The organism is Paraburkholderia sp. EG286B, assembly GCF_040965655.1.
GTDB lineage: Bacteria > Pseudomonadota > Gammaproteobacteria > Burkholderiales > Burkholderiaceae > Paraburkholderia.
Window position 1 is genome coordinate 153644 of sequence record NZ_JBFRCF010000011.1, and the last position, 16353, is coordinate 169996.

The window sequence follows — 16353 nt, forward strand, 5'->3', positions numbered from 1 at the left end:
GTAAGGCGCCGTTTCAACGGGCGCCGAGGCGTACGCTGGCCCAGATCAGCGTGGCGAGGCTCAGCACGGCCGCGAACATCAGCCAGAGCCCCGGCGCGAGATTGTTGCCCGTCGCCGCAATGAGCGAGGCCACGGCCAGCGGCGTGAAGCCGCCGAACACGGTCGTGCCGACGTTATAGGCGAGCGCCATGCCCGTGGTGCGCGTGCGCGTGGGGAAGAAGCTGGCCATGAGCGCCGGAATCGAGGCGAAGTAGGTGACCTTCAGCACCGCGATCCAGACCACGGCGGCCAGCAGCGAGGGCAGCGAAGGATGGGTATTGACGAACACGAACGCGGGATAGACGGTGAGCAGGAACAGCACGCCCGCCACGAACATGATGCGCGTGCGGCCCACTTTGTCCGACCAGTGGCCCACGATCGGCGTGAGCACGATGGCGATCAGGCCGGCCACGAGCGTGGCAATGAAGCCCGACGAAGGCGCGAGGCCGAGCTGCCGCGCGGCATAAGTCGGCATGTAGAGCAGCACGTACTGGGCCGACGTGGTCAGGATCAGCACGCCGATCGATGCGATCACACGCGACTTCTGCGTGGCGAACAGTTCGCGCACGGGCGACTCGGCTTTTTCGATGCGCTCGAATTCGGGCGTTTCGTCCATGCGTCTGCGGATATAAAGACCCACGGGACCGATCAGCACGCCGAACAGGAATGGAATGCGCCAGCCCCAGCCTTCGAGCTGCGGCTGCGTGAGCATGCCCGTGAGCACCGCGCCGAACAAGGAGACGAGCAGCGTGCTCGCGCCCTGGCTCGAGAACTGCCAGCTCGACATGAAACCGCTGCGCTGCGGCGCGTGCTCGATCAGGAAGGCGGTCGAACTGCCGAACTCGCCGCCCGCCGAAAAGCCCTGTAGAAGACGCGAGGCAAAAATGCCGATGGGCGCGAGGATGCCGATCGTCGCGTAGGTGGGCATCAGCGCGACCATGCCGGTGCCGATCGTCATCGTCGCAATGGAGAGCGTGAGCGACGCCTTGCGGCCCTTGCGGTCGCTGTACGAGCCGAGCACGAGCGCACCGACCGGCCGCGCGAGGTACGAGAGCGCGAAGGTGCCGAGCGTGAGCAGCAGCGACATCGTTGCGTTGTGAACGGGGAAGAAGAGCTTGGAGAGCGTCGAGGCGAAGTAGCCGTACGCCAGCAGGTCGTAGAACTCGAGCGCGTTGCCGATCGAAGTCGCGACGATGAGCCGCGAGACGTTCTTGCCTGACGTGCCTTGAGCGGGCTCTGACCAGTGTTCGCTGCCGTGCGCGGGTAGGGATTCGATGCTCATTGGGACGTCCTCATGCAAGCGTGGTTGGATGCGGTGCGGGGTTGGACGCGCCGGCCTCTCTTGCGCCGAGGTCCCAGAAGAGGCCAGCCATGATGCGCAGCCCGTCGCGCACGACCGGGCCGAGCAGGTGCTCGTTCGGCGCGTGCTGCGAGCAGCCTGGATACGAATGCGGCACCCACAGCGTGGGCATGCCGAGCACCTCGGCGAATACCTCGTTGGGCAGCGTGCCGCCCAGGTTCGGCAGCAGCACGGGGTCGGCGCCCGTGGTCTCGCGCAGCGAGCGTAGCGCCCACTGCACCCAGGCGTTGTCGGGATCGACACGCGTGGCCGGTGCGCCGCGTTCCACTTCGAGTTCGATCATGTCGAAGCCGTGCGCGTCGAGGTGCGCGCGCACGATCCGTTCGAGGTCCTGCCAGTTCGTGCCGACGACGAAGCGGATCTGCAGGTAAGCGATGGCGTGCGGCGGAATCGCGTTCACGGGCTTCTCAGGGTTGCCCGTGCGGAACGCGAGTACTTCCAGATTGTTCCAGCCGAACACGCGCTCGGTGGGCGTGAGGCCCGGCTCGCCGTAATCGCGATCGATCTCGGGCTCGCCCGGATTGCCGCCCACGCGAATTTCGGCGAGCGCGCGGCGCACGGATTCCGGAATCGGCGGCGGGCGCAGGCCATCGACGAGGATCTTGCCGTGCGCATCGACCATGGAAGCGATCGCATTCGCGAGCACGACGCCCGGATTGCGCAGCAGGCCGCCCCAGTTGCCCGAATGATGGCCGCCTTCGCGCAGCGTGAGTTCGAGCCTGAAATTGACGAGGCCGCGCGAGCCGAGAAAGATCGTCGGGCGGTGCGCGGAGAGGCGCGGTCCGTCGGAGGCGATCAGCACGTCGGCGGCGAGTTCGTCGCGCAGCCGCGTGCACAGTTCGTGCAGGCCCGGCGAGCCCACTTCCTCGCCCGTTTCGAACAGCAGCTTGAGGTTGAAGCCGAGTCGGCCGCCGCGCGCGTCGAGCACCGCCTCGAGTGCCGCGAGGTTGATGCTGTGCTGGCCTTTGTTGTCGGCGGTGCCGCGGCCGTACCAGCGCTCGCCGTCGACGGTCACGTCCCATGGCGTGAGGCCCGCGCGCCACTGCGCGTCGTAGCCGCGCACCACGTCGCCGTGGCCGTAGCTGAGCACGGTGGGCAGCGCGTCGTCTTCGTGGCGGTGGGCAATCAGGAACGGGCCCGCGCCTTTGGCGGGATTCTCGACGACCCGGCAGGTGAAACCCCATTGGGTGAGCAGCGGCGTGAGTTCTTCGTCCAGATAGCCGCGCAAACGGCCGCCGCTCTCCGGCTCCTGGCTCTCGGTGCGAAACGCCACGCGGCGGCGCAGATCGTTCAGGAAGCGGCCTGAATCGTATTGAGCGGTTGCGGTTTGAATGGCGGTGTCACGGGTCAACGCGCGTCTCCCTCTGGTTGAGGCCGTCTGCAGCCGTCGAACGATCGTGCAACCGCCGATATTTCTGCACAATTACAATATTTGTGATTTATCTTTGCCGAAACGGCAAAGCGGACGAGACCGCGCGCATCGACATGGACAACACCGCACTGCGCTATTTTCTGGAAGTGGCCCGCAGCGGCTCGCTGAGCAAGGCGTCCGAGCGGCTCTACGTCGCCGTTTCGGCGCTCAGCCGGCAGATCGCCCGGCTCGAAGAAGAACTCGGCACGCCGCTATTCGAACGGCGCCCGCGCGGCATGGTGCTGAGCGAGGCGGGACGCATGCTGGCCGAGCACGCGCGGCGCAGCCTGCTCGAAACGGAGCGCGTGGTCGGCGAGATTCGCGGGCTGAGCGAGGGCGGCCGCGCGACCATCCGCGTGGCGAGTTCCGAAGGCCTCGCGCCGGATTTTCTGCCGCAGGTGTTTGCGCACTTTCTCCGGACGTACCCGCAAACGCATTTTCAGCTGGACGTGTCGGCGCCTTCTGTTGCAACGCAGCGTGTGCGCGAGGGCACGGCCGATATCGCGTTGTGCTTCAGCGTCGCGCCCGAGAAAGAGATTGCCGTGCACTGTTCGCAGCGTGCGCCGATCTTCGCGCTGATGCGGCGCGATCATCCGCTGGCGGCGCGCGAGTCGCTGTCGCTGCGCGATCTGATCCCGTGGCCGGTCGCCATGAACAGCCAGGGCGTGACGATCCGCCAGCTGCTCGACATCGCCTGCAGCCTCGAGGGGTTGATCTTCGAGCCGGTGTTCGTCAGCAACTATCATGTGGCGTTGCAACGATTCGTACGCCTGACCGATGCCGTGACGTTCACCGGTTTTCTGACCGTGCGCGGCCGTCTCGAGGTGGAGGGGCTGGCCGCCGTGCCGCTCACGAATCCGGAGCTGCATCAGCGTACGCTGCAGATCCAGACGATGGCGGGCCGTACGCTGCCGCAAACCATGCAGGCGTTTCTCGACCTGCTCACACGCGCGATCGACGACGAGGAGCTTGCATGCGGCTGATTTTGCCTACGCGGTAAGCCTCGCGGCGAGCCGGCGCATGCCGGCGAAAACGGCATCGGCTACGTCTGCGGGGAAGTCGGTGGGGATTTGCGCCGCGACGGCTTCGATCACGCGCGGTGTTTGCGCCGCCAACTGCGCAAGCATCGCTTCGACCTCCGCCCCGGCGAAGCCCACGCGCTGGCCCTGCGCGATCCAGTGGCGCGGATAGATCTCCTCGACGCGGTAGTGCCGGTTGCGTCCGCGCACGGCCATCGCAAGGCTCACGCGTTGCGGCGCAATATGATTGCGGCCCCGGCCGATGACCGGATGCGCGCTGAGCACGTCATAGAGCGGCGTGGCCGCGTACTGGGCGCCGGGCAGCAGCGCAATGCTGTAGTTCTTCGCGTGGCCGTCCGTGGCCGCGAGCAGCCAGAAGATGACCTGCGTGACGAAGAAGTTGCGGCGGTCGGCCGTAGCGTGCGCGGAGCCGTCCAGCACCTGCATGATCGCGTCGATGCCGGGGCCGCCGTCGGCTTCGTATTTGGCGAGGCCGGACGTGCCCGTGGCCTGGCACAGATCCTCCTGCGGCAGGCGCACGATCCATTTCGCGTCGCTCGCGAGACGCCGGTCGAAGCGCTCCACGACCAGTGCCTTCGTGTCCTCGAATTGCGCGATTTCGCACGGCGCGACGAGCAGACCGTAGGCCGCGATGATTTGCGTGCACAGCCACTCGTTTTCCACCGAAGTGCGCATGTCGGCGCGCATATTGCCGACGAGGCCGAGCGGCAGCTTCAGGATGTGCGTGGTCGGCGTGCTGCCCTGCGGAAGCAGCCACTCGCCGCCATGCCGCAGCAGCGCGGTCTTTTCCTGCGCCCCGGCGATCGACAGCCGCAGGCTGTCCACGGCATCGTGCGCGCCCGCATGTGGCGTGGCGGTGGTTTCGCGCAGCAGTTGCGCGATGTCGCCGTCGCTCAGGGCACGCCCCTTGATGCTCTTCAGGCCGGTGGGCGCAACGCCAGCTGGAAGAATCTGCAGCGCACCCACGCAATCGCGGCCGAGCGTAGCGAGCAGTTCGAACGGCGAGGTGCCGCCGGTCTGGTAGCGCGCGGCGATGCGTCTGCGGATGCGGTCGCTGTCCGGCAGCAGATTGTCGAAATAGTCCGCGACGATCTGGCCGCGGTAGGGCTGGTTGCCGGGCGTGAACGGCAGCGAAAGGGAGAGGGGGCGGCCTTGCTCGTCGTCGAGCCAGCTGTCGAGGTAGACGAGGCGTTCGTTGCCGCGCGCGTTCTCCCAGTATCCGACCGGCAGGCCGTTCATCCACAGGTCGAGCCGGTTGGGCAGGCGGGGGCGTGCGCTCACCAGTCCTCCCTCGGCTTGCGGCGGGCGGTGGACTGGCGCTGCGGCGCTGCGGCCTCTGGCGTGGTGCGGGTGCGTTTGCGGCCGGCCGGGGGCTTGGCCGCGCTCGACATCCTGGCGGTGGCTGCAGGCGTCTTTGCCGGCCGGGGTGTGGCTTTCGCAGCGACCGGCGAGGCCTTGGCTTCGGGCGCGCCGAGCTTGATTTCGACGTCGAGGAGCCGCAGGACCCGCACGAGCCGTTCGACACTCGCCGCTTCGGGATTCGCCTCGAACGCGGCATAGCTCTGCTGCGAGATGCCGAGCCGTGCGGCGAGGTCTTGCTGGGTGAGGCCGGCCTTCTTGCGGAAGCCGACGAGAATCGGGCGCAGCTGGCTCAGGGTCTTGAGAGGGTAGTCCACGGCAACTCCGGGCGGCGACATGCCGATGCAGACGGCCGCGGCAAACGGAAACGCGCGGCGCGGTCGAATACAGTCTATACCCTGTAAAATAAAAATACAAATCAAAGGCTGTAATTTGAAAATACAGCCTGCAGGTTGTATTCGCTGCCGGGCGAGGGCGCCTTGGGCGCGCGTGGTGCCGGCGAATGTGCAACTAACTGTCAATCGCCGCCCAACCCCGCCCCAGCCGCTTCGCGGCCAGAGCGGTCTGCTTTCAGGCGTCTGCGCCAGTCTCCGCTTTCTATCAGGACTCCGATCAGAGTTCGGCGCCTTGCATCGGCTCGCCAAGCACGAACGGTCCGCCCTGATACTGCTGCGCGGCGTCGGCCAGCTCGGCGTTCGGCGCGGTCGCCGGGAAGCGCTCGGCGTACGCCGCCGAGCTGTCGCGCGGCCGGTAGCCGAGGAAACCCGCCTTGCCGTTGTCCCACCAGCTTGCCGGGTTGTCCGACACGCCATAGACGATCGCATGGCCCACGCGGTTGGTGAACAGCGAGCAGCGCACGAGTTCGATGAAGTCGCGATAGCTCAGGAACGTGACGAGCATGCGTGCGTTCTTCGGTTCTTCGAACGACGAACCGATGCGCAGACAGACGGTTTCCATGCCGAAGCGATCGAAGTAATAGCGCGACAGCGATTCGCCGAAGCATTTCGTCACGCCGTACAGGCTGTCCGGCCGGTGCGCGGCATCGGTATCGAGCACGCTCGTCACAGGATGGAAGCCCGTGACGTGATTGGAGCTGGCGTAGACGATGCGCTTGATGCCGTGCTTGCGCGCGGCTTCATAGAGGTTGTACGTGCCGCGGATGTTGGCTTCGAGCAGATCGTCGAACGGCGCGTCGATGGAGATGCCGCCCAGGTGCACGATCGCATCCACGCCTTCCACGAGTTGCATGACCGCCTCGCGGTCCGAGAGGTCGACGCGGCGCGTTTCCTCGTGCGGCGCCGCCTCGCCCAGTTCCGTGATGTCGCTGACGCGCACGACGTCGGCCCAGTTCGCGAGCGCGCCGCGCAACTGACGGCCCAGATTGCCGCCCGCGCCAGTGAGAAGAAGGCGGCCGAACGGTTTGGCTGCAAGTGAGTGTTGCGACATCAGGGCTCCCTGGGAATTATTTTGATATGGAAAACGCGAGGAAAACGTTTTCCGAATATAGCCATCGCGAGTCGCAGCGTCAATGGAGGAATACCTGCGGCGAATACCGGGGTTCACCCCAGGTCCGTTTCTGCGACAATGCTCGCCGTCGATCCTCCCTGGCGTTGCCAATCTATGAAAAGTGGTTCCCCGACGATTCGCGATGTCGCCGCCATGGCCGGCGTCTCGGTCGCGACGGTATCGAAGTACGTGAACGGCACGCAGCGCTTTTCGCCGGCGGTGGAAGCGAAGGTCAAGGACGCCATCGAGCGGCTCGGCTACCGCTCCAATCCGCTGGCGCGCTCGATGATCACGGGGCGCACGCGCACCATCGGCATCGCCATTCTGGACATCGCGAACCCGCACTTCACGAACGTGGTCAAGGGCGCGAACCGCGTGGCGCTCCAGCACGACTACACGCTGCTTCTCGTGGACGCCGAAGAGAATCTCGCGCGCGAGCGCTCGCTCATCGAAGCGCTCGCGCCGCGCGTGGACGGGCTGATCGTCAGCTCGCGGGCTTCCGAGGAGATCGCCCGGTGGACGATGAATCTGGGCAAGCCGGTCGTCATGCTCCGGACCGTGCGCGGGCTCGACATGCCCACCGTGGGATTCGACAACCGGCTCGCGACGTCCATGCTGGTGCGCCACCTGCTCAATCTCGGGCACCGCCATGTGGCCTATCTGGGCTTCGCCGCGGCGACCATCAACGACGAGCGTATTGCCGGCGCCACCGAGGCGCTGGCCGAGGCCGGCCTCACGCTCGACGTCTACGAGACGCACGCGCCGACCGCCCAGGCGGGCGAGCAGGCCTGCTCGCGGGTGATGCTGGGACCGAAGCGCCCGCAGGCGGTGATCTGCTACAACGACCTGATCGCGCTCGGCTTCATGAAGGAGGCCCGGTCGCTCGGCTTTCGCGTGCCGCAGGACGTCTCGGTCGCCGGCATCGACAACGTGCCCTACGGCGAATATGTCGAGCCGCGCCTCACCACGATCGACGGGCAGAGCGAGCGCATGGGCGAGCTGGCCATGCAAAAGCTCATCGACGTCCTCGCCGGCCGCGCCGATGTCGAGCAGGTCGTGCTCGAACCCCGCCTCGTCGTGCGCGACTCGACCGTCGCCTGCCGCTGATTTCCTGATCGCTGTAGATCCCCCGCGCTGGCCGCCAGACAACGGCCGGCGGCCTCGCCACGCCCGCTCCCGATCCGCCGCCTCGCCCGCGCCGACCCTGCGCCGACCCTGCGCCGACCCTGCGCCGACCCTGCGCCGACCCTGCGCCGACCCTGCGCCGACCCTGCGCCGCTCCGCGTAACTACCTACTAGCCATTTCAAAAGGAACGCATTAAATTTCGAGAAAACGTTTTCCAGAAATGGCGCGCGAAGAACAAAAGGAGATCGGGAAATGGCGGAGAACAGGCGCCGGTTGAAGTGCGCTGTGGTCGGGGTGGCGATTGCGGGCGCCGCACCCGCCTTTGCGTCGTCCTGCACGGGAAGCCAGTCCCGACGCAGGTCTTTGCGACCGGCTACACCGACACGCGCCACGCGAGCCAACGGCATCACGAGCACCGCGCAATACCGGCAGTTCAATCTCTCGCAGTCCTTCACGCGTTCCAGGCGCACGGGACTTTACGCGTTGCAGGCTTTCCAGCGTGCCAACGGCAAGACCCTCACGCCCGCAGGCAACGCTACGCAGATCATCAACGCGACCGCAACGAGCGGCGACGGCTTCCAGGCCGCGCCGTCTTCGTCACGCAGCATGGTCGCAGCAGGTGCAGGCATCATCCACCGGTTATGAGACACCCGGTTGGCCAGCGAATCAGCCCAAACACGGCTCGAAAACAACTCATCCATTCTTGGGGCAAGCGATGAAAAAGACCTTTCGCAATTCACGTAGCGCACGCGCCGCAATGACCGTTCTGGCGGCGGCGCTCGCGCTCACCGCAGGCGCCGCGCACGCGCGCGTGTTCCGCGTCGCCGACGTGCACAGCGACACCTTCCCGACCAACATGGCGCTCAAGCACATGGGCGAGGAAATTTCGCAGGCCACGGGCGGCAAGGATTCCATCAAGGTGTTCGGCAACAGCGCGCTCGGTTCGGAGAACGACACGATCGATCAGGTGCGCATCGGCGCGCTCGACATGGTGCGCGCCAATGGCGCCGCGTTCAACGAGATCGTGCCGGAATCGATGATTCCCTCGCTGCCGTTCCTCTTTCGCGACATCGACCATTTCCGCAAGGTGATGTACGGCCCCGAAGGCCAGAAGATTCTCGACGCGTTCAAGGCCAAGGGCATGATCGCGCTGACGTTCTACGAGAGCGGCGCGCGCTCGATCTACGCGAAGCGTCCGATCAAGTCGCCGGCCGACATGAAGGGCCTGAAGGTGCGTGTGCAGCCGTCCGACCTCATGGTCGACGAAATCAAGGCGATGGGCGGCACGCCCACGCCGATGCCGTTCGCCGAAGTCTATACGGGCCTGAAGACCGGCCTCGTGGACGCAGCGGAAAACAACCTGCCGTCGTACGAGGAAACCAGGCACTACGAAGTGGCGCAGGTGTACTCCGAGACCGATCACGCGATGACGCCGGAAGTGCTCGTGTTCTCGAAGAAGGTATGGGACACGCTCACGCCGCAGGAGCAGGAGATCATCAAGAAGGCGGCCGCCGACTCGGTGCCGTACTACGTAAAGCTCTGGACGGCGCGCGAAGATACGGCGGGCAAGACGGTGGAGAAGGGCGGCGCGACCATCATTCCGGCCGCGCAGGTCGATCGCGCGGCCTTCGTGAAGGCGATGCAGCCGGTCTGGACGAAGTATGAAAAGACGGCCGACATGAAGAAGATCGTGGACGAAATCCAGGCGATTCACTAAAGCCCGGGGCTCCGCGTCGCGAGCGGCGCGGAGCCGAAGCAACGCAGTTGTGTCGTGTGTGCCGTGCAAGGATGGATCATGACTTTCCTGAAACTCCCCAACGATTTGCTGTTTCGCCTGCTGACGATCGTTGCCTCGGTCGCGCTCGCCGCGCTGACGGTTCTCGTCTTCTACGGCGTGATCATGCGCTACGTGTTCGAGAGCGCACCCGATTTCGTCGAGCCGGTCGCGTTGTTGCTGGTGGTCACGATCGCCATGTTCGGCGCCGCGCTCAAGGTGCGCGAGCGCGGCCATATCGGTCTCGATTCGCTCGTCAAGAAGCTGTCCCCGCGGGGGCAGCTGATCGCGGAGGCGTTCCAGCACCTCTGCCTGATCGCGCTCGGCGTGGCGATTTTCTTCGGCTGCCTGCAAATGGCGGACACGACCATGGACGACCACATCGCGATTCTCGGCATACCGGAAGCGGTGCGCTATGTCATTCCGGTCGTGGCCGGCACCTGCATCGTGCTGTTCTCGCTCGAGCATCTGCTGGCGCTGTTCGTACGCAAGGCAAAGTAGGGAAAACATGGAACTCGCAATTCTTTCGCTCAGTTTTTTGGTGCTCCTCGCCGTTGGGGTGCCGGTATCTTTCTCCCTCGGGCTCGCCTGCGTCAGCACGTACCTTTACGAAGGACTGCCGGCCGCGACTGCCATGCAGTCGATGATCTCGGGCATGAACGCGTTTTCGTTTCTCGCGGTGCCGTTCTTCATCTTCTCCGGTGAGCTGATGCTGCACGGCGGCATTGCCGACCGCATCCTGCGCTTCGCCCAGGCCACCGTGGGGCATTTTCGCGGCGGTCTCGGCATGGCCAATGTCGTCGCCTGCACGTTGTTCGGCGGCGTTTCCGGTTCGCCTTCCGCCGACACGTCGGCCATGGGCGGCGTGGTCATTCCGCTCATGAAGCGCGAGGGCTATAGCGCGGCCTACGCCGTCAACGTGACGACGCACTCGTCGCTGGCGGGCGCGTTGATGCCCACCTCGACGAACATGATCATCTACGCGTTCGCGGCGCAAGGCATCACGGGCACGCTGAACGGCCAGCAGATGAGCGGCGTGTCGATTGGCGACCTGCTGTTCTCGGGCCTGCTGCCGGTGTTGTGGGTCATGGGCTTCGTGCTGGTTGCCGCGTACTGGCAGGCGCGCCGCTTCGGCTATCCGCGCAGTGCGGACGGTTCGACCAGGCTGCAGGTGTTTCCCGGCTGGCTCGCCGTGGTGCGGGCGTTCCTCGGCGCGCTGCCCGGGCTGCTCGTGATCGCGATCATTCTGTTCTGCGTGGCGCGGGGCATTGCGACCGCAACCGAAGCGGCCGCGATTGCCGTGGTGTATTCGCTCGCGCTCACCGTGGTCGTGTATCGCTCGATGACGAAGGAGAAGCTGTTCTTCGCCCTCTCGCGCGCGGCCAAGACGACGGGCGTGGTGCTGCTGCTGATCGCGGTGTCGAACATGCTGCGCTATCAGATGGCGTATCTGGAGATTCCGGAGGCCATCGAGCGCGTGCTCGAACATGCCACGACGCTACCCTGGCTGATGCTTCTCTACATCAACATCATCCAGGTGTTTCTGGGCACGTTCATCGACATGGCGGCGCACATCCTCATCACGACGCCGCTGTTCCTGCCGCTCGCCATGCATAGCGGCGTGGGCTCCGGTGCAGTTCGGCATCATGATCCTGCTGAACTGCGCACTCGGCCTCGTGCATCCGCCAATCGGCTCGGTGCAGTTCATCGGCTGTGCAATCGGCGACGTGTCGATCGGGGAGACGACCAAGGTCGCGTGGCCGTACTATCTCGCGATCTTTAGCGCGATCAATCTGGTCACCTACTTTCCGTTCTTCTCGACGTGGCTGCCCAGCGTGATCAACGGGCATCCGGTTTTCTAAAGCGACCGGGACATCCAAAAAGAAGCGGGCACCTGGCGTGCCCGCCTCGCTTTTCTGCATACGTGCCGTCAGGCCACGCGTATCACCACCTTGCCGAAATGCTTGCCGGCTTCCAGCCATGCATAAGCTTCGGGCGCTTCGTCGAATGCGAACACGCGATCCACCACGGGGCGAATCTGCTGGGCGGCGACGAAACGCGTGAGGTCGTCGAGCATCGCGCGGCTGCCGACCATGATGCCGTGCAGACGTTTGATTCCGCCGATCACCGCAAGCAGTCCCAGTTCGGGGCCCGCGAAACTCGTCACGCCGCCGATGATCGTCACGAGCCCGCTCATCTTCGCGGCCGCCACCGAGCGCGGCAGCGTATCGCGTCCGCCCACTTCCACGACGATATCCGCACCTTCGCCGCCCGTGAGCCGCAGCACTTCGTCCTGCCATTCGGGATGCGAACGATAGTTGATCGTCTCGCTCGCGCCTAGCGTGCGGGCGCGTTCGAGCTTCTCGTCGCTCGACGACGTGATGATGGTCCGCAAGCCCGCCGCATGGGCGAGTTGCAACGCCCAGATCGACACGCCGCCGGTGCCGAGCAGCACCACGGTCGCGCCGGGCCGTGCGCCGCCATCGGCGAAGATCGCGTTCCAGGCGGTGATGCCGGCGCACGAGATCGTCGCGGCTTCCTCGTAGTTCAGGTGCGCGGGAATCGCAACGAGCGAAGTTTCCGCGGCGACGAAGCGTTCGGCGAGCACGCCGTCGAATTGCGCACCGGGCGTCTCGCGCACTTTCGACGGCGTGGGCGGGCCGTCCACCCAATGCGGGAAGTAGGTGTTGATCACGCGGTCGCCGGGTTTGAAGCGCGTGACGGCCGCGCCGACTTCGACCACTTCGCCCGCTCCGTCGGCGACCGGCACGAGCGGCGTGTCGCCAAGACCGAGGTAATCGCCGCGCGCGAACATCAGGTCGCGATAGTTGAGCGAGGCCGCGTGAATCTTCACGACCACGTCATGCGGGCCGGGCGTGCGCGGCGTGAAGTCGGCGCGCACGAGTGCGCCATGGCCGCTGCCGGCCTTCAGTTTCCATGCGTTCATGACTGCTCCAGTACGAGTGGGAACACCTATGATAGTGTTGCTTGCGAGGCGACATTGGTGAGATTCTGGAGCTTGGTTGTCGCCGTAAGGGATACAAAAGGAGTGGGGATATGAACGACCGCCTGAGCGGCGTGGCCGAATTCGTGGACGTGGTGGACGCGGGCAGCTTCTCCGCCGCGGGCGAGCGCCTTGGCGTGACGCGCTCGGCGGTCGCGAAGATCGTCGCGCGGCTCGAACAGCGCCTGGGCGTACGCCTGCTGCAGCGGACCACGCGCAGCCTGAGCCTCACCGACGAAGGCCACGCCTACTACGAACAGTGCCGCCGCGTGCTGGGCGAGTTGAGCGCCGTGGAGGCCGCTTTCGATCACGGACGGCGCGAGCCGGCGGGGCGCCTGCGGATCAGCGCGCCGGTGCTGTTCGGGCGCCAGTGCGTGGCGCCCGTGGTGCGGCGGCTCGTCGAGGCGCATCCGCGTCTCAATGTCGAACTCTCGTTCAGCGACCGCGTGGCCGATCTCGTCGAGGACGGCTTCGATCTGGCCGTGCGCATCGGCACGCTGCCCGACCACGGCACGCTCGTCGCGCGCCGGCTCGGGGTGCAGCGCATGGGCATCTGCGCGTCGCCGGCGTATCTCGCGCAGCACGGCAAGCCCGCGGACGTCGCGGCGCTCGCCACGCACACCGGCATCGCCTATGGCCGCGCGGGACAGAGCCCGGCATGGCGCGTGCGCGGCCCCGGCGGCGCAGTCGAGGAGTGCCGGCTCGCGTCGCGGCTGTGCTTCGACGACCTGCTGGCGATCGCCGACGCGGCCGCCGCCGGCGCCGGTCTCGCGTGGCTGCCGTGCTGGCTAATGAGCCCGTATCTGAGCGACGGTCGGCTCGAACTCGTCATGGACAGCAAGAGCGTGATGGGCGACGAAGTTCACGTCGTGCGGCAGAAGGCGCGGCACATACCGTCGAAGGTGCGCGTGGCCGTGGATGCGCTCGTCGCGGATATTTCGCGCATGCTCGGCACTGAACAAGACCCTATGAACTCGATGGAGCTCATCGACCCGGACGAAAATTGACGAAATTTCATCAAGGTTTCCGTTGAGCGCGACAGGCGCGCCGCTTATGTTTGATCCCAGGAGGACAACGACGCGCGGCTCGTTGGCGCGAGCGGCTTCGGACCCACCAGTGCGCTCGCCAAAGAGATGAAGCTCGCGCGCATGCTGGTGGAGCGCGGCGTTTCGATCGCGCCCGAGGCGTTGCCATCGGCGTTGGCCAACCCCGAGGTCAAGCTCAAGAGCCTGCTTTGAGACGAAAAACGGAGACATGATGGCGCAACGACTCCTGGTGTTCCAGTCGCTCTGGTCGATGGAACGCCGCCATAGCGACGGCTACGAGCGCACGCTCGAACAAAACGTGCGGATGATCGCCGAGGCGGGCTTCGACGGCGTGAGCGCGCACTGCACGCAGCGCGAGGACGTGAAGCGCCTCGCGGAACTGCGCAAGACCTACGGGCTGGCGGCGGAAGGCCAATGCTTCCCGACGACCGTCGACGACCTGCAACCGGTGCTCGAACTCGCAACCGAATTCGGCCTGCACCACGTCGACCTGCAGCCCGACGTGCGCCCGCGCACGCAGCGCGAGGCGCTCGCGTTGCTGGACGGCTGGCAGCGGCTGGCCGAGCAGGTGGAGATCCCGGTCTACATCGAAACGCATCGCGACCGCATGACGACGGACCTGTATTTCACGCTCGATCTGCTCGATGCGCGCCCGGACCTCAAGCTGCTCGGCGACATTTCGCACTACCTGGTGGGGCGCGAGTTCGCGTGGCCGGTTTCGCAGGAGAATCACGCGCTCATGCATCGCATACTCGACGCATCGTGGGCGTTTCATGGCCGTGTGGCGAGCCGCGAGCAGGTGCAGATCGAGCTGTCGTTCGCGCCGCACCGCAAATGGGTGGATCTCTTTCTCGACTGGTGGCGCTACGGCTTTCATTCGTGGCGCAAGCGCGCGGGCGCGGACGACACGCTCGCGTTCACCTGCGAGCTGGGGCCGCAGCCTTACGCGATCATCGGGCCGGATGGCAACGACACGACCGACCGCTGGCGCGAATCGCTGCTCATGCGCGACTGGATTCGCGAGTTGTGGCAAGCGGTCGAAAAGGAATCCGCGCGCGACAGTGCCGCGGCGTGAAGCCAGTCACTCAATTCCCCACGCCCAGATACGGATTGCGCCGCACATTCGCCGAGCAAAAAATCCGGAACTCCACCGGCCCCGGCGGCGCGGGCGTTTCGAGCACGCCGCATGCGTTGAGCGCGTGCTGCAACGCTGAAATGACCTGACCGTCCGGGTCCTGGTCGATGGCGATATCCATCGTTCCTTGCTCGATGTACTGGCGATGCAGGTCGAGCATTTCATGGCCTGCCCACACGATCTTTCCCGTCGCGCCCACCTTGCGCAACGCGGCCTCGATTCCTGCCGACGCATAGCCGCTATTGTAGATGCCGACCACGCCGCCGTGCTTGAGCGACTTGAGCACCGCGCGATGGCATTGGTCCACGTCGTCGAGCGTTTCCACTGCCTCTTCGTCGCAGACGAGGTGCGGAAACGATTCGGCCAGCTGTTCGCGGCACCCGCTGATCCGTTCGATATGCGCGTGATAGTCCTTGCGCGAGCAGATCAGCAGCACGCGGCCCGGCGCTTTTGCGAGGCGCCCGACGAAATAGCCCGCCGTGCGCCCCGCAAGCCGGTTGTCGATGCCCGCGTAATGCACGCGCTCGACCCCGTCGATGTCGGTGACCATCGTCACCACGGCCTCGCCCTGGTCGATCACGGTGCGCAGCGCGTCGCGCACCGCCTCCGTGTCGTGCGTGGTGACGATCAGGCCCGCGCGCTTGTAGTTCGGTTGCAGGATGGCGCGGGTGATGACGGCGTCGTCGGCTTCGGGGAGGAACTGCCGGTGCAGCACGATGCGCCGGTCGAGCATCTGCATGGAGCGCTCAAGTCCCAGCGTCAGCCGCTGGAAAAACGGCGTGCTGTTTTGCGGCAGCAGAACGTCGATATGCACGAGCCCGTGATGCGTTTCGGGTAATACGCGCGGCACGCCGAGCTGGCGGGCGGCCGCGACGACCCGCGCGCGCATCGCGGCGGACACGCTGCCGCGCTCGTTGAGCACGCGGTCCACCGTGGCGGGGCTCACGCCCGCGGCTTCGGCAATCTCCACGAAACGCGCCGTGCGCTTGCGGCGCGGCGATGCGGTGTCCGTCATGGGGCGTCTCCGTCCGTTTGCAGCAGTATTCCCTCAATCGCATGAACCTCGTACGAAGCTCGCAATACCGAAGTCGTCATGAGACCAATGCCGACTCTCAGGTGACACTTCCTTCGAAGCATAAATGACGTCCTTTGCTACACTGCTGCGACTGCGAGGCCAGTGTCCACGCCACGCAAACTCACGCAGACAGACAAGAAGCATAATAAGGAACGTCATGGTAAAGAATGGCAGATGGAGTGCCGCCCTGCGCACTGCGATGGGCGTGCTGGGTCTCCTGACCGCGCATGCCGCGCTGGCCTATGGTCAGTCGTCCTATGATGACTGCATGCTGGCTGGCTTGCGCGACGCCCGTAATGAGATGGCATCGAACTATATCCAGCGCTCGTGCTATGCGCTGTACCGGAACGGCGAAATGCTGTTGCCGCGCGAGAAGGCATACCATGAGTGCATCCTGCAGAATATGCCCGGTGCGAGGGAACCGTCCGCGATCTCGCGCATTGCCCAGATCTGCTCGCGGCGGGGGCAGATGTAACGC

14 protein-coding genes and 2 pseudogenes are annotated in these 16353 nt (G+C 65.6%); 9 read left to right on the forward strand and 7 right to left on the reverse strand.

The genetic code is table 11. From position 1 onward, the window contains the following. Window positions 1-13 precede the first annotated feature (13 nt). Both AB4Y42_RS24260 and AB4Y42_RS24265 read right to left on the reverse strand, forming a co-directional pair. Window positions 14-1321, reverse strand: coding sequence for an MFS transporter (locus AB4Y42_RS24260; protein WP_368695576.1), 1308 nt, complete (start codon window positions 1319-1321; stop codon window positions 14-16). Between the two features lie 10 nt (window positions 1322-1331). Continuing rightward, window positions 1332-2750: a M20 family metallopeptidase gene (locus tag AB4Y42_RS24265; RefSeq protein WP_368695577.1), complete on the reverse strand. Its 1419-nt coding sequence runs from the start codon at window positions 2748-2750 to the stop codon at window positions 1332-1334. A gap of 134 nt (window positions 2751-2884) precedes the next feature. On the opposite strand from AB4Y42_RS24265, the gene AB4Y42_RS24270 reads away from it, so the two are divergent. Further along, a complete protein-coding gene (locus tag AB4Y42_RS24270) occupies window positions 2885-3793 on the forward strand; it encodes a LysR substrate-binding domain-containing protein (protein ID WP_368695578.1) in 909 nt (302 codons plus the stop codon). A gap of 6 nt (window positions 3794-3799) precedes the next feature. Here AB4Y42_RS24270 and AB4Y42_RS24275 read toward each other — a convergent pair whose 3' ends face one another. The 3 genes from AB4Y42_RS24275 to AB4Y42_RS24285 all read right to left on the reverse strand — a co-directional run bounded on the left by AB4Y42_RS24275 (window position 3800) and on the right by AB4Y42_RS24285 (window position 6655). Continuing rightward, window positions 3800-5089, reverse strand: coding sequence for a type II toxin-antitoxin system HipA family toxin (locus tag AB4Y42_RS24275; RefSeq protein ID WP_368695661.1), 1290 nt, complete (start codon window positions 5087-5089; stop codon window positions 3800-3802). A 38-nt stretch (window positions 5090-5127) separates the two neighbouring features. Then, the gene (locus AB4Y42_RS24280; protein ID WP_368690700.1) at window positions 5128-5526 is read right to left on the reverse strand and encodes a helix-turn-helix domain-containing protein; all 399 of its coding nucleotides are present in this window, start codon (window positions 5524-5526) and stop codon (window positions 5128-5130) included. 295 nt (window positions 5527-5821) lie between these two features. Beyond that, window positions 5822-6655 (reverse strand): NAD-dependent epimerase/dehydratase family protein, encoded by an 834-nt coding sequence (locus tag AB4Y42_RS24285; RefSeq protein ID WP_368690701.1) that lies wholly within the window; start codon window positions 6653-6655, stop codon window positions 5822-5824. 174 nt (window positions 6656-6829) lie between these two features. On the opposite strand from AB4Y42_RS24285, the gene AB4Y42_RS24290 reads away from it, so the two are divergent. The 5 genes and pseudogenes from AB4Y42_RS24290 to AB4Y42_RS24310 all read left to right on the forward strand — a co-directional run bounded on the left by AB4Y42_RS24290 (window position 6830) and on the right by AB4Y42_RS24310 (window position 11477). Then, on the forward strand, window positions 6830-7822 hold the full coding sequence (locus AB4Y42_RS24290; RefSeq protein ID WP_368690702.1) for a LacI family DNA-binding transcriptional regulator: 993 nt from the start codon (window positions 6830-6832) through the stop codon (window positions 7820-7822). Between the two features lie 381 nt (window positions 7823-8203). Next, a pseudogene (locus AB4Y42_RS24295) lies at window positions 8204-8486 on the forward strand (porin); the annotation flags it as partial. A gap of 70 nt (window positions 8487-8556) precedes the next feature. Next, window positions 8557-9558, forward strand: a complete 1002-nt coding sequence (locus AB4Y42_RS24300; RefSeq protein WP_368690703.1) for a TRAP transporter substrate-binding protein — start codon at window positions 8557-8559, stop codon at window positions 9556-9558. A gap of 78 nt (window positions 9559-9636) precedes the next feature. Then, window positions 9637-10116: a TRAP transporter small permease gene (locus AB4Y42_RS24305; RefSeq protein ID WP_368604437.1), complete on the forward strand. Its 480-nt coding sequence runs from the start codon at window positions 9637-9639 to the stop codon at window positions 10114-10116. Window positions 10117-10123: 7 nt separating this feature from the next. Next, window positions 10124-11477 (forward strand): annotated as a pseudogene (locus AB4Y42_RS24310) (TRAP transporter large permease). Window positions 11478-11545: 68 nt separating this feature from the next. On the opposite strand, the gene AB4Y42_RS24315 reads toward AB4Y42_RS24310, so the two are convergent. After that, a complete protein-coding gene (locus AB4Y42_RS24315; protein WP_368695579.1) occupies window positions 11546-12562 on the reverse strand; it encodes an NAD(P)-dependent alcohol dehydrogenase in 1017 nt (338 codons plus the stop codon). A 110-nt stretch (window positions 12563-12672) separates the two neighbouring features. Here AB4Y42_RS24315 and AB4Y42_RS24320 point away from each other — a divergent pair, with 110 nt between their 5' ends. Continuing rightward, window positions 12673-13626, forward strand: a complete 954-nt coding sequence (locus AB4Y42_RS24320) for a LysR family transcriptional regulator (protein ID WP_368695580.1) — start codon at window positions 12673-12675, stop codon at window positions 13624-13626. A 250-nt stretch (window positions 13627-13876) separates the two neighbouring features. Continuing rightward, window positions 13877-14740 (forward strand): sugar phosphate isomerase/epimerase family protein, encoded by an 864-nt coding sequence (locus tag AB4Y42_RS24325; RefSeq protein WP_368695581.1) that lies wholly within the window; start codon window positions 13877-13879, stop codon window positions 14738-14740. A 10-nt stretch (window positions 14741-14750) separates the two neighbouring features. On the opposite strand, the gene AB4Y42_RS24330 is transcribed toward AB4Y42_RS24325, so the two are convergent. Further along, window positions 14751-15815: a LacI family DNA-binding transcriptional regulator gene (locus tag AB4Y42_RS24330; RefSeq protein WP_368695582.1), complete on the reverse strand. Its 1065-nt coding sequence runs from the start codon at window positions 15813-15815 to the stop codon at window positions 14751-14753. 217 nt (window positions 15816-16032) lie between these two features. Between AB4Y42_RS24330 and AB4Y42_RS24335 the strand changes: the two genes are divergently transcribed. Beyond that, a complete protein-coding gene (locus AB4Y42_RS24335) occupies window positions 16033-16350 on the forward strand; it encodes a VF_A0006 family four-cysteine protein (protein ID WP_368695583.1) in 318 nt (105 codons plus the stop codon). Window positions 16351-16353: the final 3 nt, after the last annotated feature.

What these genes read in the sequence shown, in the direction of transcription:
- AB4Y42_RS24260 (WP_368695576.1), bottom strand. Translation starts at nt 1,321, where the DNA reads ATGAGCATCGAATCCCTACCCGCGCACGGCAGCGAACACTGGTCAGAG.
- AB4Y42_RS24270 (WP_368695578.1), top strand. Translation starts at nt 2,885, where the DNA reads ATGGACAACACCGCACTGCGCTATTTTCTGGAAGTGGCCCGCAGCGGC.
- AB4Y42_RS24275 (WP_368695661.1), bottom strand. Translation starts at nt 5,089, where the DNA reads ATGAACGGCCTGCCGGTCGGATACTGGGAGAACGCGCGCGGCAACGAA.
- AB4Y42_RS24285 (WP_368690701.1), bottom strand. Translation starts at nt 6,655, where the DNA reads ATGTCGCAACACTCACTTGCAGCCAAACCGTTCGGCCGCCTTCTTCTC.
- AB4Y42_RS24290 (WP_368690702.1), top strand. Translation starts at nt 6,830, where the DNA reads ATGAAAAGTGGTTCCCCGACGATTCGCGATGTCGCCGCCATGGCCGGC.
- AB4Y42_RS24300 (WP_368690703.1), top strand. Translation starts at nt 8,557, where the DNA reads ATGAAAAAGACCTTTCGCAATTCACGTAGCGCACGCGCCGCAATGACC.
- AB4Y42_RS24305 (WP_368604437.1), top strand. Translation starts at nt 9,637, where the DNA reads ATGACTTTCCTGAAACTCCCCAACGATTTGCTGTTTCGCCTGCTGACG.
- AB4Y42_RS24315 (WP_368695579.1), bottom strand. Translation starts at nt 12,562, where the DNA reads ATGAACGCATGGAAACTGAAGGCCGGCAGCGGCCATGGCGCACTCGTG.
- AB4Y42_RS24320 (WP_368695580.1), top strand. Translation starts at nt 12,673, where the DNA reads ATGAACGACCGCCTGAGCGGCGTGGCCGAATTCGTGGACGTGGTGGAC.
- AB4Y42_RS24325 (WP_368695581.1), top strand. Translation starts at nt 13,877, where the DNA reads ATGGCGCAACGACTCCTGGTGTTCCAGTCGCTCTGGTCGATGGAACGC.
- AB4Y42_RS24330 (WP_368695582.1), bottom strand. Translation starts at nt 15,815, where the DNA reads ATGACGGACACCGCATCGCCGCGCCGCAAGCGCACGGCGCGTTTCGTG.
- AB4Y42_RS24335 (WP_368695583.1), top strand. Translation starts at nt 16,033, where the DNA reads ATGGTAAAGAATGGCAGATGGAGTGCCGCCCTGCGCACTGCGATGGGC.